The organism is Sphingomonas sp. SUN019, assembly GCF_024758705.1.
In the GTDB taxonomy this organism is placed as follows: Bacteria; Pseudomonadota; Alphaproteobacteria; order Sphingomonadales; family Sphingomonadaceae; genus Sphingomonas.
This window is the reverse complement of the sequence record NZ_CP096971.1, coordinates 2,679,143-2,704,291: the sequence shown is the minus strand read 5'-3', so window position 1 is coordinate 2,704,291 and position 25,149 is coordinate 2,679,143. Positions and strand designations below refer to the sequence as shown.

Sequence of the window (25,149 nt, the reverse complement as noted above, 5' to 3'; positions counted from 1 at the left end):
GAAAACGCCCCGCGGTTTCCCGCGGGGCGCTTCGTATAAGGCATCAGCGGCGCTAAGCCTCAGTCAAACCTCAGTGCTTGTGATCCTCGATCACCGGCAGCGTCTCGAACTGGTGGTACGGCGGCGGGCTGGATAGCGTCCATTCCAGCGTCGTCGCGCCGTCGCCCCACGGGCTGTCGCCAGCGGGCTTGCCCGCGATCAGCGACCAGATGACGTTGACGAAGAAGATCACCATCGACGCGGCCATGATCTCGTAGCCGTGCGAGGCGATCGCGTTCCAGTACGCATAGGCGTCGGGATAATCCGGATACCGCCGCGGCATCCCCTGCAGGCCCAGGAAGTGCATCGGGAAGAACAGCACGTTCACGCCCAGGAAGAACACCCAGAAGTGCAGCTGCCCCAGGAACTCATTCATCATCTTGCCCGACATCTTCGGGAACCAATAGGTGAACCCGGCGAACAGGCTGAACACGGCACCCAGCGACAGCACGTAGTGGAAATGCGCCACCACGTAATAGGTGTCCTGCATGTAATCGTCGACGCCGCCGTTGGCGAGCACGACGCCGGTCACTCCGCCGACCGTGAACATGAAGATGAAGCCGATCGCCCAGACCATCGGGGTCTTGAAGCTGATCGAACCGCCCCACATCGTCGCGATCCAGCTGAAGATCTTGATGCCGGTCGGCACTGCGATCACCATCGTCGCCGCGGTGAAGTACATCTTGGTATTCACCGAAAGGCCGGTCGTGAACATGTGGTGCGCCCACACCACGAACCCGACCACGCCGATCGCGACCATCGCGTACGCCATGCCGAGATAGCCGAACACCGGCTTGCGGCTGAACGTCGAGATGATGTGGCTGACGATGCCGAAGCCCGGCAGGATCATGATGTACACTTCGGGATGGCCGAAGAACCAGAACAGATGCTGGTACAGCACCGGATCGCCGCCGCCCGCCGGATCGAAGAACGTCGTCCCGAAATTGCGGTCGGTCAGCAGCATCGTGATCGCCGCGGCCAGCACCGGCAGCGCCAGCAGCAGCAGGAATGCGGTGACCAGCACCGACCATACGAACAGCGGCATCTTGTGCAGCGTCATACCCGGCGCGCGCATGTTGAAGATCGTGGTGATGAAGTTGATCGCGCCCAGGATCGACGACGCGCCCGCCAGATGGAGCGCCAGGATCGCCATGTCCGTCGACGGTCCGGGCTCGCCATAGGTGGACAGCGGCGCATACAGCGTCCAGCCGTTGCCCGCGCCGCCGAAGAACGGCGACGCCAGCAACAGGGTGAAAGCGGGCACCAGCAGCCAGAAGCTGATGTTGTTCATCCGCGGGAACGCCATGTCCGGCGCGCCGATCATGATCGGCACGAACCAGTTGCCGAAGCCGCCGATCATCGCGGGCATGACCATGAAGAACACCATGATCAGGCCGTGCGCCGTCACCATCACGTTCCACAGATGGAGCGATTCGTCGAAGCTCGCCTCGCCGCCGTGCAACATCGACGCCCAACCCTGCAGATATTGCACGCCCGGCTGCGCCAATTCGACCCGCATCAGGCCCGACACCGCGCCACCGATGATCCCCGCGACGATCGCGAAGATCAGGTACAAAGTCCCGATATCCTTGTGGTTCGTCGACATGAACCACCGCGCGAAAAAGCCCGGTTTGTGATCCGCATCGTGATGTTCGTGCGCATGATCGTCATGCGCCTGAAATGCGGAGGGGTTGAGTGCGGTGTCGGTCATGGTCTCAGCGTCCAGCGTCGCCGGTCGCCCCGGCATTGCCGGTGGCGCCCTGCGGGGAAGTGGGGGCGGTGGTGGTGGCGTTCTCGACCGGGCCGGTCGTATTGGCGGTCGCGGCCGCAGCATCGGTCGCCGCGGCGGCATTGTCGGCGCCCGCCTGCGGGATCGCGGCATTCGACGGCTGACCGGCGCCAGGCATGCTGCCGCCCTTCGCCGCGATCCATGCCGCGAACTGCGCCGGGCTGACCGCTTCTACCGCGATCGGCATATAGGCGTGACGCGCACCGCACAGTTCGCTGCACTGCCCGAAATACAGGCCCGGCTTCTCGATCGTGAAGCTCGTCTCGTTCAGGCGGCCGGGGATCGCGTCCAGCTTGATCCAGAAGGCGGGGACCGCCCAGCTATGGATCACGTCGTTCGCGGTCGTGATCAGCCGGATCGGCACGCCGACGGGCAGCACGACGCGGTTGTCGGTCGCCAGCAGCCGCGGGCCGTCCGCATCGGTGCGCGCGCGCTCGCCCGCGCCGATGTCCTTGGCTTCCTTCAGCATGTTGGCGGTAATCTCGACGCCGCCGTGGTCAGGATATTGATACGACCAATACCATTGGTTGCCGATCGCCTTCAGCGTCACCGCGCCCGCGGGCGCGGGCTTGAACTGCGCCGACAGCAGGCCGATCGACGGCACCGCGATCGCTACCAGGATCAGCACCGGGGCCAGCGTCCAGATCACCTCGATCGTGGTGTTGTGGCTGGTCTTCGACGGCACGGCATTCGCCGCCTTGCGATACCGGAACGCGACCCAGAACAGCAGCCCGAGCACGAACAGCGAGATGACCGTGATCAGCGGGAACAGGATGACGTCGTGGAACCACTGCGCGCGCTCACCATTCTTGGTGACCTGCGGCTGGATACCGATCAATCTGTCGACCGGCATTCCGATACCCGGCGTCGGGCGCAGCGCGGGCGCCGAATCCATCGCCAGCGAAGGCGACGCCGGAGCGGCGGTCGCGGGCGCGGCGGCCGACGTCGGCGCGGCGGCGGAAACATTGCCCGGCTCGGCGGCGGCTTGCGGCGCAGCCTCGACCGTATTGGCCGGCGCTTGCGCCCATGCGCCGCCCGCACCGGCGAGCATCAGCCCCGCCGCCAGTACGATCGTCTTGAAACCGGTCTTCAGCATCTTGTCCGTCTCACCCCTGCAGGCGCGCATCTTGAATCGGCACGCGGGCGGAAATACGCCCGTTTGGTCGGGCCTATACGCACCACACCCCCCGGCCTCAAGCGGCTCGACGTATTTTTGATGGAGGCCGCCGCGCCAATTGCGCCGGCCGCCGCCCGCGCTTAGGTGGAAAACAGACCGATCGCCATCAGGAGCGCGCTTTGACCGACGACGAGGTGCTGGCCGAATTCCGCGCCGCAGAGGCATTGCTCGAAGGCCATTTCATCCTGTCCTCGGGTCTGCGCAGCCCCCGCTACCTCCAATGCGCGCGCGTCCTGATGGACCCGCGCCGCGGCGCGCGGCTCGCCGAGGCGCTCGCCGCGCGCATCCCCGCCGATCTCCGCGCGCGCATCACCGCGGTCGTCTCCCCCGCGATGGGCGGCGTGATCGCGGGGCATGAGATGGCGCGCGCACTGGGGGTGGAGGCGATGTTCGTCGAACGCCCGACCGGCAGTTTCGAACTCCGCCGCGGCTTCCGCCTCTCGCTAGGCCAGGAAGTGCTGATGATGGAGGATGTCGTCACCACCGGCCTCAGCAGCCGCGAAGCGATCCGCGCGATCGAGGAAGCAGGCGGCAAGGTTATCGCGATGGCCTCGCTGATCGATCGCTCGAACGGCGCAGCCACCTTCGACATTCCCTTCTACCCGCTGATCCGGCTCGACGTCCCGACCTACGAGGCCGACGCGCTGCCCCCCGCCCTCGCCGCCATTCCCGCGATCAAGCCGGGGAGCCGCGCGGCGTGATCCGCGCCCTGCGCTTCGCCGCCGCGCTGATCGCCGTGTTTCCAGCGGCGGCGAACGCGAAGACGATGGCGCGGGGCATGGGCGGCGTTCAGCAGGTGATCGATGGAAGCGACATCAGGCGCGGTGGGGAGGTCATCGTCAGCCGGTCTGACAAGGTGCTGTATCAGGATCGCTGGGGCTCAGGAATCACCGCCGCGTCGGGCAAATGGCGCTGGGCGTCGGTCACCAAACAGGTGATCGCCACGCTGGTGATGCAGGAGGTGGCGGCAGGGCGCGTCGATCTCGACCAGTCCGTCGCGACCTATCTGCCCACCTTCGCCAGCCCGAACGCGAAGCTGGTCACGGTGCGCCAGTTGCTGCGCCACCAGTCGGGCCTGCCCAACCCCGACGACACCGCCGCCTCCCCCGACGCGATCCCCGCCTATGACGCGCCGGGCTACAAGGGGAGCCGCGACCCGCTCACCGGCTATTGCGCCGGTCCGGTGAAGGGGCCGCCGGGCGGCGATTGGTCGTACAACAATTGCGATTATGTCGTCGCCGGGGCCTTGCTAAAGGCGGTTACCGGCAAGGATTGGCCGTTGCTGGTGCGCGAACGGATCGCCGGACCATATGGAATGATATCGGTCGGGTCGTTCCCCACCCCTCGCCCGGTCGTATCGGGTACGATCGGGGGCAAGCCCGACAGCGGCTTCGATCTTGCCGCCTTCGGCGCCGCGGCGGGGCTGTACGGCACCGCGCGCGACCTGTGGAAATTCGATCGCGCGCTGATGAAGGACAAGCTGCTGCCCGCCGCCGCGCGCGCGGAAATGTGGGACGGGCATCCGCAGCTCGGATCGATCGCGCTGGGGCAATGGTCGTTCACCGCCCCGCTGAAGGGCTGCCCCCACCCCGTCCGCGTCGTCGAACGGCGGGGGCAGATCGGCGGCGTGCAGGTGCGCAACTTCATCATGCCCGAATGGGACGCGGTGGTGATCGTGTTCGCCGATCGCGCCGAGCTCGATTTCGGCGAAGTGTGGCAGGGCAAGGGGTTCAGCCATGACCTCCTCGCCGCGGCGGTCTGCGCATGACGCCTACCTCTCACCTGCGTCTGGGCGTCAACATCGATCACGTCGCGACCGTGCGCAACGCGCGCGGCGGGGATTATCCCGATCCGGTGCGCGCGGCATTGCTGGCGGCCGCAGCGGGCGCGGACGGGATCACCGCGCATTTGCGTGAGGATCGCCGCCACATTACCGACGCCGACATCGCGCGCCTCGCGGCCGAACTCACCGTGCCGCTGAACCTGGAGATGGCGGCGACCGACGAGATGCTCTCGATCGCGCTGCGCCATCGCCCGCATGCCGCCTGCATCGTCCCCGAAAAGCGCGAGGAACGCACGACCGAGGGCGGGATCGACGCCGCGGGCCAGCACAACCGTCTCGCCCCGATGGTGGCCGAACTCAGGAACGCCAACATCCGTGTGTCGCTGTTCATCGAACCCGACGCGCGCCAGATCGAGGCCGCGCTGCGGCTCGGCGCGCCGGTCGTCGAACTCCACACCGGGCGCTATTGCGAGCTGGAGGGAGAGGCGCGCGCCGCCGAACTCCGCCGCCTGACCGACGCCGCCGCGCTCGCCGCCAGAAACGGGATCGAGGTCCACGCCGGGCACGGCCTGACCTTTGACAACGTCGCCCCGATTGCGGCGATCCCACAGGTGAGGGAACTCAACATCGGGCATTTCCTGGTGGGGGAAGCGATCTTCATCGGCCTTGCCGAAAGCATCCGCCGCATGCGCGCGGAAATGGATGCGGCGCGGTGATCATCGGTCTCGGCTCCGACCTGTGCAATATCGAGCGTATCCAGGCCTCGCTCGACCGCTTCGGGCAGCGGTTCGAAAACCGCGTCTTCACCGAGACCGAACGCGCGAAGGCCGCGCGGCGGCCGTTCACGAAGGCCGGCACGCTCGCCAAACGCTTCGCCGCGAAGGAGGCGTTTTCGAAGGCCGTCGGCACCGGGTTCAGGGCGGGCGTGTTCATGCGCGACATCGGCGTCGTCAACGCCCTCTCCGGCGCGCCCACCCTCGCGCTGACCGGCGGCGCAAAGGCGAGGCTTGACGCGATGATCCCTGACGGCCACGCGCCCCGCATCCATCTCACCCTGACCGACGATCATCCCTGGGCGCAGGCCTTTGTGATCATCGAGGCGGTCCCCCAAGAGTAGGCGCGTGTGTCCGAGGAACTGGCGTTGACGGGCGAACCTCCCGCTACCGAAACCACCCCGGCAGCGAAACCGCGCCGCGGCGTCGACTGGTGGGGTGAGGTCAAGGGCCTGTTCTGGCTGATCCTCGCGGTGCTCGGCTTTCACAGCTTCATCGCGAAGCCGTTCTACATCCCGAGCGAATCGATGCTCCCGGGCTTGGAAGTCGGCGACCGGCTGGTGGTCAGCAAATTCGCCTATGGCTGGTCGTTCGTATCGCCCACCATCCCGAATCCCGCGGCGATCTTCCGCGAAGTCGTCCTGCGTCAGCCGCAGACCAGCTGGTCGGTGCAGATTCCCTTCACGTCGGGCCGCATCTGGGGTGAAATGCCGACCCGCGGCGACGTCGTCATCGTCACGCCACCGGGCCAGACCAGCGACTACATCAAGCGCGTCGTGGGCCTCCCCGGCGACACGCTCGCGGTGCGCGGCGGCACGTTGATCCTGAACGGCAAGCCCGTCGTGCGCGGCCCGCTCCACTATCGCGAGCTGCCGGTCGACGCGAACGCCACCTGCGACCCCGATCAATATTACGATGCGCGCATCACGAAAGCCGACGGCAGTCTGGTCTGCCGCCTGCCGATCGTTACCGAAACGCTCCCCAACGGCCGCCGCTTCGACACCGTCGAACTCGGGCCGAGCGCGGGCGACGATTATGCGCCGGTTCGCATCCCCGCCAACCACGTCTTCCTGATGGGCGACAACCGCGATCGTTCGGCCGACAGCCGCTTCTCGATCCTCGGCGCGCGTGGGCTTGGCGGGCCGGTGCCGTGGGAGAATATCGGCGGGCGCGCCGAATTCATCACTTTCTCGGTCGACGGCACCGCGACGTGGAACCCGCTGACGTGGTGGGGCGCTCTGCGACCGGGCCGCGCCGGCACATCGCTGCATCCGGAGACGAGCCAGTGACCGAACACGTTCAGGTCGTCGACGGCGCCAGTCCCAACGAGGTGCAGGATCCGCGCACGCGGTTCGAGATCAAGCGCGCGACGGTATGGCTCGGGCTGGCGTGCGCGATCGCGCTGGTCGTGCTGCTGATCCAGCCGTTGCTGCTGATCTTCGCCGCGCTCGTTTTCGCATCGATGCTCGATGGCGGGGTTCGCCTGCTGAACCGCATCCTGCCGATCGGGCGCGGCTGGCGGCTTTTGATCGTCGTCCTGCTGGTCATCGCGTTCATCGTCGGCACCTTCTATATCGCGGGCGTCCAACTGATCGAACAGGCGACGCAGCTCCGCTCGACGCTGGAGGTGCAGGTTCAGCGCGGCGCGCAGTGGCTGTCGGCACAGGGCATGATGCCGGGCACGTCGGACCTGAACGGCATGCTGCGGCAGGCGATGGGCTCGGTCGGGCGCGTCACCTCGTTCCTCGGCACCGCCGCCAGCGCGCTGACCAGCTTCTTCATGATCCTGGTGCTGGGGCTGTTCCTGGCGATGGAGCCGAACATCTACGAACGCGGGCTGCAGTGGATGGTCCCGGTCGACAAGCGCCGCGAATTCGCGATCACGCTGCGCCGGATGGGGGAAACGCTGCGAAAGCTGCTGGCCGGGCGCCTGCTCGGGATGGTGGCGGAAGGGATCATCACCTGGATCGCGCTGATGATCGCGGGCGTGCCGATGGCGGCGATCCTCGGCATCCTGACCGGCCTGCTGGCCTTCATTCCGAACATCGGCGCGTTCATCTCGGGCGCGCTGATGGTCGCGGTCGGTTTCTCGGCCGGATACGACACCGGCATCGCCGCGATCATCGTCTATGTCGTGGTGCAGACGTTCGACGGATATATCCTGCTGCCGATCGTCGCGCGAAAGACGGTCGATCTGCCGCCCGCGCTGACGCTGGGCGCGCAGATCCTGACCAGCGCGCTGTTCGGCATCATGGGCCTGGCGCTCGCCGATCCGATGACCGCGATGATCAAGGTCGCGCTGGAACGCCGGTCGGAGGCCGCAGCGGAGGAAATGGACGCGGAGGAACTGGTCGCATGAAGATCGTACTCCACGATTACTGGCGCTCCTCGGCCTCCTACCGCGTGCGCATCTGCCTGAACCTGAAAGGGGTGAAGTACGAAACCGTCCCGGTGAACCTGCTCGACGGCGCGCAGGCGTCGGCCGAAAATCGCGCGATCAACCCGCAGGGCTTCGTGCCGACGTTGGTCGTCGACGGCCGCCCGCTCGTCCAGAGCCTCGCGATCGTCGATTTCCTCGATGCGAATTTCAAGGATCCGCCGATGGTGTCGGGCGACCCGTTCGTCCGCTCGGCCCAACTCGCCCGCGCCTTGCTGATCGCCGCCGACGTCCATCCGCTCAACAATTTGCGCGTGCTGAAACGGTTGGAAACGCAATTCGGCGCGGATCAGGCGGCGAAGGACGAATGGTATCGCCACTGGATCGTCGAAGGGCTGACAGCGCTGGAACAGATGGTCGGCGACGGCCCGTTCCTCGGTGGCGCATCGCCCGACATCTCCGACATCTGCCTCGTCCCGCAACTCGCCAACGCTCGCCGCTTCGACGTGCCGGTCGATCCCTGGCCGAAGCTGCAAAAGGCCGAAGCCGCCGCGCTCGCGCTACCGGAGGTGCAGGCCGCCGCACCCGAGCGCGTGAAGCCCTCAAACTAGCGAATCGAACAGCGCCAGATACCGCGCGACCGAATCCACCCCCGGCGGCGTAATCGGTGCCGGCCGCGCCGCGCCGCCCAGCCAGCGATCGAGCGCCGCGACCAGCGCGTCATTATCCTCCCGCGCCACCACATCCCCCAACGCCGCCGACGAAACGATCTCCCGCATCGCAGGCGAACAATCGGTCGCCACCACCGGCGCACCTACCGACAGCGCCTCGCGCAACACGCCCGGCACGCCCTCATAGTCCGACGTCAGCGCGACAACCGCCGCCCGCTCCATCGCGCCCAGCGGATCGGCGCTATGGCCGGGCAACAGCACGCGGTCCGCCACCCCCGACGCCGCAGCCTGGGCCGTCAGCGCCCCCCGCTCCGCCCCCTCGCCCAGGATGACCAGCGCCACCGACGTGTCAGCCAGCCGCGGCAAGGCGGCGATCAGACGGTCCCACCTCTTCTGCGGCGCAAGCCGCCCCACGCCCAGAATATACAGTCCCGGCAAATCCAGCCCTACCGCCCCCGCAATCCGCATCGCAGGCGGGTTCGGAATGACCGCCACCCGCTCGCGCGCAATTCCCGTCGCCGTGATCGTCGCATCGGCCATCGCCGGGGTCATCGCCACCATCCGGTCGAGGAAATGCGGATGCAGCCGCAGCCACGCGCGATGCCCCGCCCCCACGATCGCCCCGTGATCGCCACGGTCCAGCGCATTCGACACCTTGCCCACGATCGGCGGACAGCCCCCGCGCAACCGCATCCGCGTCCATGCCGCCACGCTGGTGTAATGGCTGCCGGGGCAGAAGATCACATCCGGCCGCAACTGCGCCACGATCCGTGGCACGGCGAACAGCGCGCGATACGCCGTCGATCCCAGCACGATGAGTTCGACCCCGTCGCGCAATTCCGCCGCCAGCGGCCCCTCGCACGACCCGACCAGCAGCGTCACCCGCCGGCCGCTTGCGACCCAGCCGTCACACAGACGTAACAGCGCGCGTTCAACCCCGCCCCCGGCGAACGTCTGGGCGTAACTGAGGATGTGCTGGGCGTCCGCCATCTTGAAACCGCGATGCTACAGCCCAGATTGCCGCCGAAAGAAACCATATTCCGCTGCAACCGGCCCACGGCCTTCCCGGGCTATGACAGGAAATCCCTCTTGGCAGCGAACCCTTCACCGCCATCGATGACGACCCGCACGATCGACCCCGAACTGCCCGATATCGCGGCGCTGGAGCCGGTGCGGTCGATCAAGCGGCGCTGGCCGACGATTCTTGGCGGGGTGCTGACCGTCGCGATGATCGTGATGCTGGGGCGCGAATTGCTCGGCTCGGGCCTAGCCGGGCTCAGCCGCGCGGTGCCCGATTCGCCTTGGTTCTACGTCTTCTTCACGCTCCTGTACCTGTCCGCCCCGACCGGCGACTGGATCATCTTCCGCCGCCTGTGGCGCTTGCCCGCAGAGGGCTTCGTGGCCTTAAACAAGAAGCGGATCGCGAACGACGTCGTGCTCGGCTATTCGGGCGAGGCGTATTTCTACGCCTGGGCGCGCGCGCGGTCGAACATGGTCGCCGCCCCGTTCGGCGCGGTGAAGGACGTGTCGCTGCTGTCCGCGATCGCGGGCAATGCGGCGACGATCCTGCTCTGCGCGCTCGCGCTCCCGCTCGGCCACAAACTGATGCCGCCCGACGTGCTCCACGCCGTCGCCAGTTCGGCCGCGATCACCGTCGCGATCAGCGTGGCGATCCTGCTGTTCTCGAAACGCGTCTTCTCGCTGCCCCGGCACGATCTGTGGTGGGTCTTCGGCATCCACTGCCTGCGTCTCCTCGCCAGTTCGACCTTCGTCGCGCTCGCCTGGCATTTCGCGATGCCGGGGGTCAGCGTCGGGATGTGGCTGTTCCTCGCCGCTGGCCGTCTGCTCGTATCGCGCCTGCCGCTGATCCCGAACAAGGATCTGCTGTTCGCCAGTTTCGCGATCCTCCTGATCGGGCAGGACCGCGCGCTGTCGGAAATGATCGCCTTCTCCTCGGCGCTGACGCTCGCCGTCCATTTCGCGTTGATCCTGCTGTTCGGCGCGGTCGCGCTGGCGCAGGGCAAGAAGGTCTGGCGGCGGTGATCCGCCCCGCGCTGATCCTCATGTCGGTAATCGCCACCCCGGCGACCGCGCAAATCCTCGGCACCGACGCCGCCGCCTGCACGTCGCGCATCGGCCCGGCGATTCAGGTCGCGATCACCGGGTTGAAGGACCGCAAGGGCGATCTGAAGCTCGAACTCTACCCCGCGACCGAAGCCGATTTCCTGAAGGACGACCGCGACCTGATCGCCGCGGGCAAGACCTTCCGTCGCATCCGCGCGCCGACCCCCGCCTACGGCCCGACGACGATGTGCATCCGCGTGCCCCGGCCGGGCCAATATGCGCTGCTGTTCACGCACGACCGCGACGGCCGGAACAAGTTCAACTTCTGGTCCGACGGCGCGGGCTTCGCCTCGAACCGCAAGCTCGGCCGCTCACGTCCGAAGCTGGAGGAAGCGACGATCAGCGTCGGGCGCGGCGTCGCCACCACCCATATCCGCGCGCAATATCTCCGCGGCTTCGGCGGCTTCGGCCCTTTAAAGGCACGCTGAAATGCGGGTCGTCGACGTCAACGAACTCTATTCTCCCACCGGCGGCGGGGTGCGCACGTATATCGACCGCAAGATGGGGCTGATGGCCGATCTCGGTCACGAATTGATCGTCATCGCGCCGGGGCCGGACGAGCGGATGGAGGAACGTCCCGGCGGCGGCCGCATCCATTACCTCAAATCCCCGCCGCTGCCGTTCGACAAGAATTACGGGCTGTTCTGGGACGCCGAACCCGTCACCGCGCTGCTCGACTCGCTCGATCCCGACGTCGTCGAATGCTGCTCGCCATGGAAACCGGCGTGGATCGTCGGCGACTGGCAGGGTCGCGCGGTTAAATCCTACTTCATGCACAACGACAACATGGCCGCCTATGCGCAACGCTGGTTCGAGGGCGTCGCCAGCCACGAACGGATCGAACGTGCGTTCGGCTGGTACACCCGGTATCAGGCGCGCTTCCTCGACAAATACGATTGCGTCGTCACCAACGGCCCTGCGCTGGAAAAGCGCCTGCGCGCGCGCGGACTGCGGATCGACGCCGCCATGCCGCTCGGTATTGAACGGCGTCATTTCTCGCCCGATTTCCGCGACGAAGCCCTGCGTCGCGCGCTGCTCGAACAATGCGAATTGCCAGAGGACGGCCTGCTCCTGCTGGGCCTTGGCCGCCATCACCCCGAAAAGCGCTGGACGATGATCGTCGACGCGGTCGAACGCGCTGGCGCGTCGCTCCCGGTCGGTCTCGTCCTGCTCGGGCAGGGCATCGAAACCGACCGGATCGAAAAGCGCATCGCCGGTTCCCCCCACATCCGCCTGTTTCGCCCGGTCTACGACCGCGAACGCCTCGCGCGAATCATGGCGAGCGCCGACGCGCTGATCCACGGGTCGGAAGCCGAACCGTTCGGTCTCGTCGCCTCCGAAGCGATGGCCTCGGGCCTGCCGCTGATCGCGCCTGACACCGGGGGTTGCGCCGAGATCGCCGACCCGCACTCAGCCGAACTCTACACCGCGCGCGATGCCGCTTCCTGCGCCGCGGCGATCGCGCGGATGCACGCGCGCGATCCCAAACTCCTGCGCCGCGCCGCGCTGATCGCCGCTACCCACGTCCGCAGCGACCGCGACCATACGGTCGACCTGATGGCCTATTACGCCGCTCAGGCCGAGGCGAAGCGCCGCACCCTCACCGCCGCTTGAACACCGAAATCATCTCGTTCCCCAGCGGCGTCCGCGCGGCCAGCCGATAGTCCCGCGCCACCGCCGCGATAACGATCGCGCGTATCTCGGGCCGCTCGCCGATCGACAGCGGCCGCATCACGATCACCGCCGGTTTCACCGCCAGCACGCGGCGCACCTCGGCCTCCTGGTCGACCCCGATCGCGCCGGTCTCACGCGTCCGGTACAAATGGCTGGGAAAGACATAGCGCGTCACGCGGCAGCGCCCGGTCGCCGGATACAGTTTCGTCGTCCCCGAATAGACCCACAGGCACCCCGGCCCGCGCCCCACCGCCGTCGCCAACGCCGCAAATTCGCCCGGCCCTCCGCGCATGACGCGATTGACGACGATTGTGATCTGCCCGGCCAGCGCGACGACGCCCAGGATCGCCAACCCCGCGCCCCGTCTCGCGCCCCAGAATCGCGCGCCCAGGAATCGCGCTGCGCACACCGCCAGCGGCGCCACGGCGGGCAGGGCATAATGATCGAACCAGCCGCCGATCACGAACACGCCGAACAGCGCCGTCGCCGCCCACAGGATCGCAAACCGCCTGCCCTCGCCCGTCCCGCCTGCAGCGGTCCCACGCGCCGCAAACGCCATCGCGGCGAGCGGCGACAGCAACAGAACCAGTTTCGCCAGATTGCCCCAGCGTTCGTGCGGCGGATCGCTGTTCCGCCCCATGATCGACCACAGGTTCGCAAACCAGAAGGCGTCGAGCGCGCCGAGCGCCCGGTAATAGGCCACGATCCCCGCAGTCGGCGCGAACGCCAGCGCCGCCAGCCCCACAGCGCGCATCGCCAGCAGCATCGGCGCCCGTCCGTTGCGCCAGTCATGCACGATGATCCACAGCCCGAAGAACGCGCCTTCGAACACCGCCGACGTCTTGATCGTCAACGCGGTGCCGACCAGCGCCATCGCCGCCGCATCGCGCCACCAGCGCCGCGCCGGATTGCTTACGATCAGCAACGCCGCCGCCGCCATCGGGAAATTGTAGAACACCGGCGATTGCCCGCCCTGCCCGCCCGCCACGTTCAGCCAAAGGATATAGGCGACCCCGGCCAGTGTCGCGCCACGCCCCCACCCGGCGCGCATCGCGATCCGCCCGACGATCCACGCCGTCCCCACGACCGCGCCCAGCGCCATCGCCTGATACGCCCAGATGCCCCACCAGAACGGCAGCGCCGCGGGCGGCATGTACAGCAGGAACAGTCCCACCGGCTTCCTGTCCCACACATCCAGATACGGCACCGCCCCGCGCCACATCGCATCCGCGGCCGCGAAATAGAAATCCTCGTCGACATGAACCACCGGATCGCCGAACGTCGCCGCGCGCGCCGCCACGGCGACCAGCAACAGGATCAGCAACCGGTATCGATCGATCGCGCGGACCATCATCGCCGCGCCGGTAGAGAATCGCTCTCGCCGCGTCGACGCCGTTCTGTCACGTTCGCAGGCCAAGGCGCTCCAGACGCGTATCGTAAAGGGGATTCTCAATGACGCAGTTCGTCAGCCGCCGCTCTTTGCTGACCACCGGCACGCTCGGGCTGGGCGCGTTCTCCATTCCCGGCTTTGCGCAGACCCCGACGATCAGCGCCGCGCGCGGCTTCACGCATTCGGTGGCCAGCGGTGAACCCGGCCCCGACGCGATGCTGTTCTGGACCCGCTACGTCCCCGCCAGCGGCGATTCGGCGACGCTGAAGGTGGAGGCGAGCGAAACGCCCGACTTCTCCCGCGTCGCGGGCGGCGGCGCGATGACCACCGGCGCGTGGCGTGACTGGACCGCGAAGATCACGGTATCCGGCCTGCTGCCCGGCCGCATTTACCACTATCGCTTCGTCGCCCCCGACGGCGCGATGTCCCCCGTCGGCACCGCAAAGACCCTGCCCGACGACCGCGCGCGCCAGTTCCGCACCGCGATCTTCAGCTGCTCGAACATCGGCTTCGGCTTCTTCAACGCCTACGCCCACGCCGCTGCGCGCGACGACATCGACCTCTGCGTCCACCTCGGCGACTATTTCTACGAGTATGCGCCGAACAATTATCCCGCGACCAAGGACGCGATCCCCGGCCGCGTGCCGCTGCCCGCGACAGAGATCATCCACCTCGCCGACTATCGCCTGCGCTACGCCAGCTACCGCGCCGATCCCGATTTGCAGGCGCTGCACGCGAAATTCGCCATGATCGCGCAGTGGGACGACCACGAAAGCGCCAACGACAGCTGGGAGGGGGGGGCGCAGAATCACGATCCGGCCAAGGAAGGCGACTGGAACACGCGCCGCGCCGCCGCGATCCAGGCGTATCGCGAATGGATGCCCGTGTCGGACGAGGCATGGGAATCCTACGACATCGGCACGCTCGGCACGCTGTTTCGCACCGAAACCCGCCTGCTCGCGCGCACGCATCAGCATGAGATCGAGGATATCGCGGTCGGCCCCGATCCGGCCCGCGCGCTCGCCGCCTTCCGCGACGGCGCATGGCGCGATCCCACCGCGACGATGATGGGCACCACGCAGGAGGCTTGGCTGGCGCACGCGATGCGCAAATCGGTGCAGGCGGGGAAACGCTGGCAGGTGGTCGGCTTCGGCACGATCATGGGCAATACCAGCACCCCGCCGCAGGCGCGCGACTGGCTGACCGAGAACAACCCGCGCGCCCGCGCCTATGTCGACCGGGCGATCATGGCGGCGAAAGCGGGCCTGCCCTCCAATCTAGACGGTTGGGGCGGCTATCCCGAGGCCCGCGCGCGGTTCCTGAATGCGGCGCAGGCCGCGCAGGCCAATCTGATCGTCATCAGCGGCGACAGCCACAACGCCTGGGCCTACGACCTGGCGCAAGGCTCCGCGGTCGGGGTCGAATTCGCCGGCCAGGGCGTGACCTCGCCCGGCTACGAAAGCGCGCTGGCCGCCGATCCGAAGGTCGTCGCAAAGGCGATGGTCGCCGCGAACCCCGAGCTAAAATGGTGCGACACCTCACGCCGCGGCTATATGGCGATGACCCTCACCCCCGACCGCGTCACCAACGACTGGCTGTTCGTCGACACGATCAAGTCGCGGACGCCGCGGGCGAGCGTGGGGCACACCGCAACGGTGCGGCGCGGACGGGCGAAGATGGAGGCGTAACACTCCCTGCTACCACCCCGGCGAAAGCCGGGGCCCAGTTGCCAAGTTTTTCGTGAGAGAGCGCAGACCGCGCCCCATAAGACGCTGCAACTGGACCCCGGCTTTCGCCGGGGTGGTGAGGAAGGCGCCGTTACTCCCCGCGCTCGATCGGCCCACCTTCGATCGGCAACGCCCACCGAATCTGGTCGCGCAACATCGCCTCCAGGTCCGCCGCCCCCTGATCGTGCGCCGTCGCGCGCTTGCGCAGCAACGTCGCCAACAGCGTCGCGCGCGTCGGGGGGCTGCGCAGGACGCGCCCCTTCTCCAGCGCACGGGTCAGCGATAGCGAGAGCCGGGTCATACGGTAGTTTGTAGGCGGTTCCCGTTACGCACGCCTGTTCGATTCCGGTTAACGCGGCCTTGTCCACAACATCGCATCGCGCGGACTCTCCGTTACCGGCCGCAGCGCCGCGACCCCCGACCGCGCAATCCACGCCGCCTTCTCCGCTGCGCTTGTCGTCACCCGGTGATCCCACGCATGGCCTCCGCCCGCCGCGACCTTGCGCGCAATGTCGCCGTAAATCCCCGCCGCCGCCAGCACCGCCCAGCGCGACCGGTACGGCAGCCGCGCCGCCCCAACCCGTGCGCTGTCCTCATGCAGCGCCGCACGGGCCGCCAGCCGCCGCGCCAGCACCGCCAGCCGATCGCGGAACGGCGGCTTCATATGCTGCCCAGGCGGCATATCCATCTCGACCAGCCACTCCTCGGGAACATAGCACCGCCCAACCCGGTCATCCTCCTCGATATCGCGCGCGATATTGGCCAGCTGGAACGCCAGCCCCAGGTCGCACGCCCGGTCCAGCGTCGCCTCGTCGTCGGGCGACACCCCCATCACCACCGCCATCATGCACCCCACCGCGCCCGCGACATGGTAGCAGTACCGATACAGGTCATCCTCCGACCGCGGCCGCCACTCCGCCGCATCCAGCGCGAACCCCGCGATCACATCGCGCACGAATCGCGCCGGAATGCCCGTTTCCGCAACAACGATGCGCAACGCATCGAACGCCGGTTCTCCGACGACTTCCCCCGCCAGCGCCACCTCGGTCTTCACGCGAACGTCGTCGAGACGCGCCTCGACGTCGGCGACGTGCGTCATCCCATGCCCATGATCCTGCCCGTCGACCGCGTCGTCACACGCCCGGCACCACGCATACAGCAGCCACGCCCGCTCGCGCGTCGCCCGGTCGAACAGCTTCGACGCCACCGCAAAACTCTTCGACCCTCGCGCGATCGATGCGCGTGCGGCGGCTACCAGCGCAGCTCGATCACTCACAGATCCGCCGCGCTCATCCGCACGATCGGCTGCGTCGGCACGTGCGCGCTCATCCGCTCCAGCAGCACGTCCAGCGTATCCGCCACGATCAGCAGATCGCGGTGCTGCGCGCGCAGGAACCCCACCTCGCCCATCTTTTCCCAGAACGCGATCAGGTGATCGTAATAACCCGCCGCGTTCAGCAACCCGACCGGATCGGCGTGATAGCCAAGCTGCGCCCAGCTCAGCGCCTCCCACAATTCGTCCATCGTCCCCGTGCCCCCGGGGATCGTCACGAACCCGTCCGCCAGATCGGTGAAGCGGGCCTTCCGCTCATGCATCCCGCCCACGACGTGCAATTCGGTGAGGCCACGATGCGCAACCTCGGCATCGACCAGCGCCTGCGGGATCACCCCGATCACCTCACCCCCGGCCGCCAGCGCACTGTCGGCGATCGCCCCCATCAGCCCCAACCGCCCGCCGCCGTAAACGACGCCGATCCCACGCTCGGCGAGGGTACGGCCGACTTCACGAGCGATCTCCAGATACATCGGATCTCTGGGCGTGGCGGACCCGCAATACACAGCAAGCCGCTTCACACCCCCTCCAGCATCAGCGCAGCCGTCGCCTTCGCACTCCCGACGACGCCCGGAATCCCCGCCCCCGGATGCGTCCCCGCGCCCACGAAATACAGGTTCGGGATCGCGTCATCACGGTTATGCACCCGGAAATAGGCGCTCTGCAGCAACGTCGGCTCCAGCGAAAACGCGCTCCCCAGATGCGCGTTCAGGTCGTGCGCAAAGTCCTTCGGTGTATAACTGAACTTGGTCACGATCCTGTCGTGGATGTCGGGGATCAGCCGCCGCCCGATCTCGTCCAGGATACGCTTCTCCAGGATCGGCGCGATGCGGTCCCAATCCTCGGGGAACTTGCCCTGATGCGGCACGGGCGCGAGCACGTAGAAGGTCGAACATCCCTCGGGCGCCAGCGCGGGATCGGTGACGGTCGGGTGGTGCAGATAGAGCGAGAAATCCTCCGGCACCGTCCCATGGGTATAGATGTCGTCCAGCAACCCCTTATAGCGCGGGCCGAACAGGATCATGTGGTGCGGGATGCCCGGCCACGTCCCCTTGATCCCGAAATGCGTCACGAAAAGCGACGGCGAATAGCTCTTCCGCTCCAGTTTCTCTGCCGACCGCCGCGCCGCGCCCGATCCGCGCAGCAGATCGCGGTACGTATGCACGATGTCGCTGTTCGCCGCGATCATGTCGGTATGCTGCCGCCAGCCGCTCGCGGTTTCCACGCCGGTCACGCGGTCGCCGATCGTCTCGATGTTCGTCACCGGATCGCCCAGCCGGATCACCCCGCCCAGCCGCTCGAACTGCGCGACCATGCCCGCGATCAGCCGGTTGGTCCCGCCGCGCGCGAACCACACCCCGCCGTCGCGTTCCAGCTTGTGGATCAGCGCATAGATCGCGCTGGTCGTCATCGGATTGCCACCGACCAGCAGCGTGTGGAAGCTGAGCGCCTCGCGCAGTTTCTCCGACTTCACGAAGCTCGACACGATCGAATAGACCGACCGCCACGCCTGATATTTCATCAGGCTCGGCGCGGCCTTGATCATCGACGCGAAGTCGAGAAACGCGACCTTCCCGAGCTTCTCATAGCCTTCGTGGAAAACCCCCGCGGAGTAATCGAGGAACTTGCGATACCCCGCCACATCGTCCGGGTTCAGCTTGGCGATCTCGGCCAGCAGGATGCTGTCGTCGTTGGTGTAATCGAAGTTCGTCCCATCGGGCCAGTTCAGCCGATAGAATGGCGTGACCGGATCGAGCGTCACGTCGTCCGCCATGTCGCGCCCCGACAGCGCCCACAATTCCTTCAGGCAATCGGGATCGGTGATGACGGTCGGCCCCGCATCGAAGGTGAACCCGTCACGCTCCCAGAAATAAGCGCGCCCCCCCGCCTTGTCGCGACCCTCCACGATCGTCGTCGCGACCCCCGCGGATTGCAGCCGGATCGCAAGCGCCAGCCCGCCGAACCCGGCCCCGACGACGATCGCACTCTTCATTTACCAGCCTTTGCTCTGTGTGCCCTGACCACCCCGATCGCGCGCCAGAACGGCACCGGCGGCTTGCCCGAGAGGACGCGCAACTTGTCCGCCGTCGTCGATCGGCCGGCATAAAATCGCCCGATCAACCCCGGCCGCAACCGATAGAATCGCTCCAGCACGCGGTAACGCCCATCGGGATCGGCCGCACGGAACAGCATCGCGTCGAGCATCCGGTAGAAGCCCCGCGCGTCCCACGCCGCCTTCGCATAATCATGCGTCAGATCGTGCAGCGCAGCGCCCGACAGATCGCCAGTCTGCGCGATCCTCACCGCCAGCCGCACCGCATCGGGCAGCGAATAGCCCGTCGTCGGATGGAACAGCCCCGCCCGTGCGCCCGCCTTGGCGACCTTCGCCCCGCCCGACCGCCAATATGCCTCGAAATCGCCCCCGATCACCACCGGCAACGCCCCGCGCTCCTCGCGACGCGGGGTATTGGCGGGCCACGACGGCGCGACCGCCCACCCCTTCGCCTCGGCATAGACCTCGATCCGCCGGTTCAGCGCGCCAACGTTCAGGTCGGGCTTGTCGGCATAATAGGTATCCTCGACGAACACCCGCGTCGGCGAAAACGGCAGGCAATAGACGAAGCGATAGCCGTCATATTGCGTGACGGTGGCATCCATCACGATCGGCCGGTCCAGCCCGTGCCCGCCCGGCACCTCGATCTCGCGCCCGACAAACTTCTGCCACCCGCACTCGAGCATCGACAGGTCCGCCGCCCCGCGCGCGTCGATCACGCCCCCCGCCTCCACGCGGTCGCCATCGCTCAGGACCACCGCGGTCGCGCTCGTTGCGGACACCTTCCGCCCCGTCATGATCGCATCCGCGGGCAGCGCGGCGCGCACCACCGCGTCAAGCCGCTCGGACTCGATCGAATAATAGGGTTGCGTGAATGCGCGTGAATGCGCCGGAAACGCCACGTCATACCCCGGCCACGCGTGGCAGACGAGCTTGCCCAGCAGCCAGCGATCGTCCTTCGCCACGTCGGCGTCGAAGAACGACCAGATGTGGTTGCCGCCCAGCATCTCGCCCGCCTCGATCAGCCGGATCGACACGTCGGGGCGCTTCTCTGCCAGCGCCAGCGCGATGAGGCACCCCGCCAGCCCGCCGCCGACGATCGCCAGGTCACAAGTTTGGGAGGTCGGCATCCTCCCAGCGCCTAGCCCAAGGATCGTGTGCGCGAAAGGCCCGCGGGGCATGGCGCGCTCACGACCGGCGGTGTATCCGCTCGTCCGTGACCGTCACCCTCGCCATCCTGCTCTCCGCGCTCGCGATGACGCTCATCGTCGGCGTGCGCTATCTCATCACCAGCGGCGGCTTCGCGCTGGCGACGCGGGTGCGGCATCCCGGTCTCTACCGCGGGCTCGACGCACAGATGCGGCGCGAGATCGCGTACAGCCTGGCCGCCGCCGCGATCTACGGTATCCCCGCCGGGATCGTCGCCTGGGGCTGGCAAAATCGCGGCTGGACGCAGATCTACAGCGACGTCGCCGACTATCCGCTGTGGTATCTGCCCGTATCTATCCTGCTCTACCTGTTCGCGCACGACACCTGGTTCTACTGGACCCACCGCTGGATGCACCGTCCGAAGCCGTTCCGCATCGCGCACGCGGTCCATCACGCCAGCCGCCCGCCCACCGCCTGGGCGGCGATGGCGTTCCACCCGATCGAATCGCTGACCGGCGCTGTGGCCATTCCGCTACTGGTCTTCGTAATTCCGATTCATGTTGCGGCACTCGGGGTGGTGCTGGCGGTGATGACCGTTATGGGGGTCACCAATCATATGGGTTGGGAAGTTTTCCCGCGGTTCATGTGGAGGGGACCATTGGGGGCATGGCTCATAACCGCCAGCCACCATCAACGTCATCACGAGCGGTACGGATGCAATTATGGCCTCTACTTCCGGTTCTGGGATCGCCTCTGCCGCACCGATGACGGGATCGGCGATTTCGCGCGCGCCCATGCCGTGGCGGCTGGTCGCGCTGGCCAGCGCGGCGACGTTCCTGATGGGGGCCACCCCGGTCGCGCGGCTTGACGTCGGCATCGACAAGGTCCGCTCGGCGAAGGGCCTGCTGCGCGTCTGCCTGACTGCCGATCCGGCCAATTTCCCCGCCTGCGTCGACGATGCCGACGCCGTCACACGGTCGATCCCCGCCTCCGACCGCACGATCAGCTTCGACGGTCTGCCGCGCGGCAATTACGCCGTCGCCGTGATCCACGACGAGAACGGCAATGCAAAGCTGGATACGTTCGCGGGCATCCCGAAGGAAGGCTTCGGCTTCTCCCGCAACCCCGCAATCGGCTTCGGCCCGCCCCGCTTCGCCGCCGCACGCTTCACGTTGGACGGCGACGCCGCGGCGCAGAATATCCGGCTGCGGTATATCCTGTAATTCACGGCGGCGGTCAGGGTCGAAACGGCCTTCGAGAAAATCCTCCCCTGCAAGGGGAGGTGGCAGGCGCAGCCTGACGGAGGGGTGTCACCCTATCGAGAGGGCAACACCTCTCCGGCGCTGCGCGCCACCTCCCCTTGCAGGGGAGGATTGAAGAAGCACCCCTACAACCTAACCAACGCCCCCGTCGCCACCACCGGCCCGGTCGGCAGCCCGGTCGGCGATCCGCCCTTCGGCTCGATCGACACCGCCAGCGTGACCCCCGCCGCCAGTGCGTCGCGATCGGCGCGCGGCAGCGTGATCGTCGACCGCCCCACCGCCACCATCAGCCCCAGGGATTTCGGCACGCCATCCGTGCCGATCCGCCACAATTCGGCGTCGCGCTCGCTCGGCACCGCCAGATCGCCCGCGACACGCACCGCACCCGATGCCGGATCATAGATCGCGACGAACGGCTTCCCGCCCTCCGGCGCGGCATCGGACGGCACCATCGCCGCGGTCAGCCCGATCGGCATCGTCGTCGGCGCGCCCGGCACGCGCACCATCACCCGCTCGGGCGGCCGCAGCACCAGCACGCCGGCCAGCGCCGCCGCCATCAGGGACGCGACGCCGGTCGCCCAGCGCCACTTGCCCGCGCCGCCGTCGATCGCACGCATCACGCGCGCCTCCAGTTCGGGCGGTGGTGCGACCGGCGTAACGCCGTCCAGCAGGCTGGCGAAATGCGCACGCCATCGCTCCACCTCGCGCGCGAAACCGGGCTCGGCCATCGTCCGGCGAAGCGCGACGGCGCGGTCCTCACCCTCGACCAGCCCCAGCGCCAGTTCGGCTGCCATCACGCTGTCGTCCGGGGGCATGTCGTCGGGGGTCGCCGCATCAGGAGTCGGCATCGAGACACTCCTTCAACCGCATCAGCCCGCGCCGCACCCAGCTCTTGATCGTGCCCAGCGGCGTCGCATCGCGCGTGGCGAGCTCAGCATAGGTCACCCCTTCGAAAAAGGCGGTGCGGATCGCCCCGCGCTGGCGCGGCTCCAGATCGTCCAGGCACAGGTGCAGCTTCCGGTCGGCCTCCCCGCGCAGCATCAGGTCGCTGGCCAGCGGCGCATCGTCGGGCAACGCCTCGGCTTCCTCGACCGGGCGCGTCGCGCGCGCCGGATGGCGTCGTCGCCAGTCGATCGCCCGGTTGCGCGCCACCGCCGACAGCCAGGCGATCGCGCTGCCGCGTGCGGGATCGAACCGGTCCGCGCGCACCCACACCGAGAGATAGACTTCCTGCAAAACGTCCTCCGCCGCCTTTCGTTCGCCGCAGATACGCAGGCAAATCCCGAATAGCTTCGCAGAGGTCATGCGATAGACGCGATTGAAGGCGCGCGCATCCTTGGCTGCGGTGCGGGCCAGCGCGTCGGACAGCCGCGCCCGCGCATCGTCGATCCCCATGCCGCCCGCTGCTTCGCTCACGCTCGCATCCCCGCCATCGCCCCGCCTTTACCTCCCTTAGGCGCACGCCCGCGGGCACGGCCACAGCTGTTTGCGGTTGTTACACTTTTTTACATTTTGGCGCGTGCATCCTTTTTCGTGGCAAAGCGTAACTAGGCCGACCGGATAGCATGACGTGCGTCGGTCCCGGTGTGGGCACCTCGGTCATCGGTGTCGCGAATAGTCGCCTTGGCCACGACCGGTCCGGACAACGGACTGGCCCGGTCGGGAGGATGGGAAAGGGTGCCAGATATGTCCGAAAGTGAACAGCTGATCGAGGTTCTCGACGGCCGGGTGCAGCGACGCGAAAATCGTCGCGCCTTCTTCACCGCGGCGTTCGGCGCAGCCGCCGTCGGCGGCGCTTTCGCCTACGCCAACTCCGCCGCGGCGCAGGCCGCCCCGACCGATGCCGACGTGCTGAACTTCGCGCTGAACCTCGAATATCTCGAAGCGCAATTCTATCTCTATGCGGTCAACGGCACCGGCCTTCCCGCCGCGTCGACCACCGGCCCGTCTGGCACCACGCCCGGCGCCGTGACGCCGGGCCGCAAGGTCAATTTCACCGATCCGCTGGTGGCCGCCTATGCGAAGGAAATCGCGCAGGACGAACTGGCGCACGTCAACTTCCTGCGGACCGCGCTCAGCACCGCCGCCGTCGCGATGCCAGCGATCGACGTCGGTTTCGGCGCGAACAACGCGTTCAGCGTCGCGGCGCAGGCAGCCGGCGTCGTGCCGGCCGGCACCGCATTCGACCCGTATTCCTCCGATGAGAACTTCCTGCTCGGGGCGTTCATCTTCGAGGATGTCGGCGTCACCGCCTACAAGGGCGCAGCCGCGCTCATTTCGAACAAGACCTTCCTCGAGGCAGCGGCCGGCATTCTCGCGGTCGAGGCCTATCACGCCGCGATCGTGCGCACCGTGCTGTATCGCAAGGGGATCGACACGCCTGCGCTGGTCACCGCGGCGGGCAAGATCTCCGACGCGCGCGACATGCTCGACGGCGCGCCTACCGAGGACAGGATCCGCGGCATCGCGCCCGACGACGATCAGGGCATCGCCGCGACGTCCAGCGCCGCTGGTCCGGTGTCGAACATCGTTCCGCTGAACGAAAACGGCCTGGCCTACAGCCGCACGACCGGGGCGGTGCTCAACATCGTGTACCTGGGCAATGCGTCGAAGACGATGGGCGGGTTCTTCCCCGCGGGCGTCAACGGAAACATCAAGTCGGCCACGTGAGCCGCGATATTTTCCGTTCTTAACTTTTCAGGGATGACTTCGCCATGATCAAGGACTCCATCTTCGCGTTGATCGATCAGACCAACGAACGACGCGCGGCCCGCCGCCGCTTCCTGAAGGTCGCCGGCGCATCGACCGCCGCGGTCGGCACGCTCGCCTTCCTCTCCGCCTGCGGCGACGATGACGACGATACGCCGACGCCGACCCCCAGCCCTTCGCCAACCCCGACGCCGACCACCGTCGATCAGGATCCCAACATCCTGAACCTGGCGCTCAACCTCGAATATCTCGAAGCGCAATTCTATTCGTTCGCGGCGTTCGGCGTGGGCTTGCCCGCATCCAGCCAGACCGGCGTGACCGGCACATCGGGCGCGCAGGGCGCGGTCACCGGAGGCCGTCAGGTGATCTTCACCGACCCGGTCGTCGCAGCCTATGCGCGAGAGATCGCCGCGGACGAGATCGCGCACGTCAACTTCCTGCGCACCGCGCTCGGCGCGGCGGCGGTGGCGCAGCCTGCGCTCAACATCGACGGCGGCGCAAACGGCGCGTTCACCGCGGCGGCGCGCGCGGCGAAGATCGTCGGCGCAAACGAAACCTTCGACCCCTACGCCAACGACGAGAACTTCCTGCTCGCGGCGTATCTGTTCGAAGATGTCGGGGTCACCGCCTACAAGGGCGCGGCGCCGCTCCTGAACAGCAAGGTGTTCCTGGAGGCCGCGGCGGGCATCCTGGCGGCGGAGGCATATCACGCCGGCCTCGTCCGCACCGTGCTCTATGCGAAGGGTCTGGCGACCCCCAGCCTGCGCACGGCGGCGGGCGCAATCTCCGACGCGCGCGATTCGCTGGATGGAGCGAGCGACCTCGATCAGGGCATCGTCGGGCCGGATGCGTCGGTGTCGAACATCGTGCCGACCGACGCCAACGGCCTCGCGTTCAGCCGCACCTCGGCGCAGGTCCACAACATCGTATACCTCCGCAATACCGCCGGGATCGGCGGCGGCTTCTTCCCGGCCGGCACCAACAACGCCAATCAGGATCTGCGGACCAGCGGCGCGAACTAAGCCTCTCGCATCTGGCACTGCAGTTAAAAAGGCCGCGCGGCTCCCCCCTCCCGCGCGGCCTTTTCGTTTGTCCGGCCCGCCGCTTGCGCCTATGCCG

26 protein-coding genes are annotated in these 25,149 nt (G+C 67.5%); 15 read left to right on the top strand and 11 right to left on the bottom strand.

Features of this window, described 5'->3' with window-relative positions; translation table 11 throughout:
• Nucleotides 1-70: 70 nt before the first annotated feature.
• Nucleotides 71-1,750: a cytochrome c oxidase subunit I gene (gene ctaD / locus M0208_RS12980; RefSeq protein WP_258892100.1), complete on the bottom strand. Its 1,680-nt coding sequence runs from the start codon at nucleotides 1,748-1,750 to the stop codon at nucleotides 71-73.
• Between the two features lie 4 nt (nucleotides 1,751-1,754).
• Nucleotides 1,755-2,924 carry a cytochrome c oxidase subunit II gene (gene coxB / locus M0208_RS12975; protein WP_258892099.1) on the bottom strand — a complete coding sequence of 390 codons (1,170 nt, stop codon included), beginning with the start codon at nucleotides 2,922-2,924 and terminating at the stop codon, nucleotides 1,755-1,757.
• A gap of 200 nt (nucleotides 2,925-3,124) precedes the next feature.
• On the opposite strand from coxB, the gene pyrE reads away from it, so the two are divergent.
• From pyrE to maiA, 7 genes are read left to right on the top strand one after another with little or no spacing between them, the layout of a single operon-like run.
• A complete protein-coding gene (gene pyrE / locus M0208_RS12970; RefSeq protein ID WP_258892098.1) occupies nucleotides 3,125-3,706 on the top strand; it encodes an orotate phosphoribosyltransferase in 582 nt (193 codons plus the stop codon).
• The gene (locus tag M0208_RS12965) at nucleotides 3,703-4,773 is read left to right on the top strand and encodes a serine hydrolase (RefSeq protein WP_258892097.1); all 1,071 of its coding nucleotides are present in this window, start codon (nucleotides 3,703-3,705) and stop codon (nucleotides 4,771-4,773) included. The genes pyrE and M0208_RS12965 overlap by 4 nt, the downstream gene beginning before the upstream one ends.
• Entirely contained in the window at nucleotides 4,770-5,504 is a 735-nt protein-coding gene (locus M0208_RS12960) for a pyridoxine 5'-phosphate synthase (RefSeq protein ID WP_258892096.1), read from the top strand. The genes M0208_RS12965 and M0208_RS12960 overlap by 4 nt, the downstream gene beginning before the upstream one ends.
• Nucleotides 5,501-5,905 carry a holo-ACP synthase gene (gene acpS / locus M0208_RS12955; RefSeq protein WP_258892095.1) on the top strand — a complete coding sequence of 135 codons (405 nt, stop codon included), beginning with the start codon at nucleotides 5,501-5,503 and terminating at the stop codon, nucleotides 5,903-5,905. The genes M0208_RS12960 and acpS overlap by 4 nt, the downstream gene beginning before the upstream one ends.
• A 6-nt stretch (nucleotides 5,906-5,911) precedes the next feature.
• Complete coding sequence (gene lepB, locus M0208_RS12950; RefSeq protein ID WP_408988096.1) at nucleotides 5,912-6,850, top strand: signal peptidase I; 939 nt, start codon at nucleotides 5,912-5,914, stop codon at nucleotides 6,848-6,850.
• Nucleotides 6,847-7,920 (top strand): AI-2E family transporter, encoded by a 1,074-nt coding sequence (locus M0208_RS12945; protein WP_258892094.1) that lies wholly within the window; start codon nucleotides 6,847-6,849, stop codon nucleotides 7,918-7,920. The genes lepB and M0208_RS12945 overlap by 4 nt, the downstream gene beginning before the upstream one ends.
• Nucleotides 7,917-8,549 (top strand): maleylacetoacetate isomerase, encoded by a 633-nt coding sequence (gene maiA, locus M0208_RS12940; protein ID WP_258892093.1) that lies wholly within the window; start codon nucleotides 7,917-7,919, stop codon nucleotides 8,547-8,549. Before M0208_RS12945 ends, maiA begins: the two co-directional genes overlap by 4 nt.
• Here maiA and M0208_RS12935 read toward each other — a convergent pair.
• Nucleotides 8,541-9,599, bottom strand: coding sequence for a glycosyltransferase (locus tag M0208_RS12935; protein WP_258892092.1), 1,059 nt, complete (start codon nucleotides 9,597-9,599; stop codon nucleotides 8,541-8,543). The genes maiA and M0208_RS12935 overlap by 9 nt on opposite strands.
• Nucleotides 9,600-9,725: 126 nt before the next feature.
• Between M0208_RS12935 and M0208_RS12930 the strand changes: the two genes are divergently transcribed.
• The 3 genes from M0208_RS12930 to M0208_RS12920 are packed head-to-tail and all read left to right on the top strand — an operon-like array spanning nucleotide 9,726 to nucleotide 12,347.
• Nucleotides 9,726-10,652: a hypothetical protein gene (locus M0208_RS12930; protein WP_258892091.1), complete on the top strand. Its 927-nt coding sequence runs from the start codon at nucleotides 9,726-9,728 to the stop codon at nucleotides 10,650-10,652.
• Nucleotides 10,653-10,672: 20 nt separating this feature from the next.
• A complete protein-coding gene (locus tag M0208_RS12925; protein ID WP_258893250.1) occupies nucleotides 10,673-11,161 on the top strand; it encodes a DUF2141 domain-containing protein in 489 nt (162 codons plus the stop codon).
• Between the two features lies 1 nt (nucleotide 11,162).
• Nucleotides 11,163-12,347 carry a glycosyltransferase gene (locus M0208_RS12920; RefSeq protein WP_258892090.1) on the top strand — a complete coding sequence of 395 codons (1,185 nt, stop codon included), beginning with the start codon at nucleotides 11,163-11,165 and terminating at the stop codon, nucleotides 12,345-12,347.
• On the opposite strand, the gene M0208_RS12915 is transcribed toward M0208_RS12920, so the two are convergent.
• On the bottom strand, nucleotides 12,334-13,761 hold the full coding sequence (locus M0208_RS12915; RefSeq protein WP_258892089.1) for a DUF2029 domain-containing protein: 1,428 nt from the start codon (nucleotides 13,759-13,761) through the stop codon (nucleotides 12,334-12,336). The genes M0208_RS12920 and M0208_RS12915 overlap by 14 nt on opposite strands.
• Before the next feature lie 98 nt (nucleotides 13,762-13,859).
• Between M0208_RS12915 and M0208_RS12910 the strand changes: the two genes are divergently transcribed.
• Nucleotides 13,860-15,485, top strand: a complete 1,626-nt coding sequence (locus M0208_RS12910; protein WP_258892088.1) for an alkaline phosphatase — start codon at nucleotides 13,860-13,862, stop codon at nucleotides 15,483-15,485.
• Between the two features lie 130 nt (nucleotides 15,486-15,615).
• On the opposite strand, the gene M0208_RS12905 is transcribed toward M0208_RS12910, so the two are convergent.
• Genes M0208_RS12905 through crtY form a run of 5 tightly spaced genes read right to left on the bottom strand, consistent with a single transcriptional unit; the run spans nucleotide 15,616 to nucleotide 20,040 of the window.
• Complete coding sequence (locus M0208_RS12905; protein WP_258892087.1) at nucleotides 15,616-15,825, bottom strand: hypothetical protein; 210 nt, start codon at nucleotides 15,823-15,825, stop codon at nucleotides 15,616-15,618.
• Between the two features lie 48 nt (nucleotides 15,826-15,873).
• Nucleotides 15,874-16,800, bottom strand: coding sequence for a phytoene/squalene synthase family protein (locus M0208_RS12900; RefSeq protein ID WP_258892086.1), 927 nt, complete (start codon nucleotides 16,798-16,800; stop codon nucleotides 15,874-15,876).
• Nucleotides 16,797-17,378 (bottom strand): TIGR00730 family Rossman fold protein, encoded by a 582-nt coding sequence (locus tag M0208_RS12895; RefSeq protein WP_258892085.1) that lies wholly within the window; start codon nucleotides 17,376-17,378, stop codon nucleotides 16,797-16,799. Before M0208_RS12895 ends, M0208_RS12900 begins: the two co-directional genes overlap by 4 nt.
• Complete coding sequence (locus tag M0208_RS12890; RefSeq protein ID WP_258892084.1) at nucleotides 17,375-18,850, bottom strand: phytoene desaturase; 1,476 nt, start codon at nucleotides 18,848-18,850, stop codon at nucleotides 17,375-17,377. The genes M0208_RS12895 and M0208_RS12890 overlap by 4 nt, the downstream gene beginning before the upstream one ends.
• Nucleotides 18,847-20,040, bottom strand: a complete 1,194-nt coding sequence (gene crtY, locus M0208_RS12885; RefSeq protein ID WP_258892083.1) for a lycopene beta-cyclase CrtY — start codon at nucleotides 20,038-20,040, stop codon at nucleotides 18,847-18,849. The genes M0208_RS12890 and crtY overlap by 4 nt, the downstream gene beginning before the upstream one ends.
• Nucleotides 20,041-20,165: 125 nt before the next feature.
• Here crtY and M0208_RS12880 point away from each other — a divergent pair, with 125 nt between their 5' ends.
• The gene (locus M0208_RS12880) at nucleotides 20,166-20,927 is read left to right on the top strand and encodes a sterol desaturase family protein (RefSeq protein WP_258893249.1); all 762 of its coding nucleotides are present in this window, start codon (nucleotides 20,166-20,168) and stop codon (nucleotides 20,925-20,927) included.
• Complete coding sequence (locus M0208_RS12875) at nucleotides 20,854-21,282, top strand: DUF2141 domain-containing protein (RefSeq protein WP_258892082.1); 429 nt, start codon at nucleotides 20,854-20,856, stop codon at nucleotides 21,280-21,282. The genes M0208_RS12880 and M0208_RS12875 overlap by 74 nt, the downstream gene beginning before the upstream one ends.
• A gap of 164 nt (nucleotides 21,283-21,446) precedes the next feature.
• Here M0208_RS12875 and M0208_RS12870 read toward each other — a convergent pair whose 3' ends face one another.
• Together M0208_RS12870 and M0208_RS12865 are read right to left on the bottom strand one after the other, a co-directional pair.
• Nucleotides 21,447-22,169, bottom strand: coding sequence for an anti-sigma factor domain-containing protein (locus M0208_RS12870; RefSeq protein WP_258892081.1), 723 nt, complete (start codon nucleotides 22,167-22,169; stop codon nucleotides 21,447-21,449).
• Nucleotides 22,156-22,716, bottom strand: coding sequence for a sigma-70 family RNA polymerase sigma factor (locus M0208_RS12865; RefSeq protein WP_258893247.1), 561 nt, complete (start codon nucleotides 22,714-22,716; stop codon nucleotides 22,156-22,158). Before M0208_RS12865 ends, M0208_RS12870 begins: the two co-directional genes overlap by 14 nt.
• A gap of 291 nt (nucleotides 22,717-23,007) precedes the next feature.
• Between M0208_RS12865 and M0208_RS12860 the strand changes: the two genes are divergently transcribed.
• Both M0208_RS12860 and M0208_RS12855 read left to right on the top strand, forming a co-directional pair.
• Nucleotides 23,008-23,991 (top strand): ferritin-like domain-containing protein, encoded by a 984-nt coding sequence (locus M0208_RS12860; protein ID WP_258892080.1) that lies wholly within the window; start codon nucleotides 23,008-23,010, stop codon nucleotides 23,989-23,991.
• Between the two features lie 44 nt (nucleotides 23,992-24,035).
• Entirely contained in the window at nucleotides 24,036-25,052 is a 1,017-nt protein-coding gene (locus M0208_RS12855) for a ferritin-like domain-containing protein (protein ID WP_258892079.1), read from the top strand.
• Nucleotides 25,053-25,149: the final 97 nt, after the last annotated feature.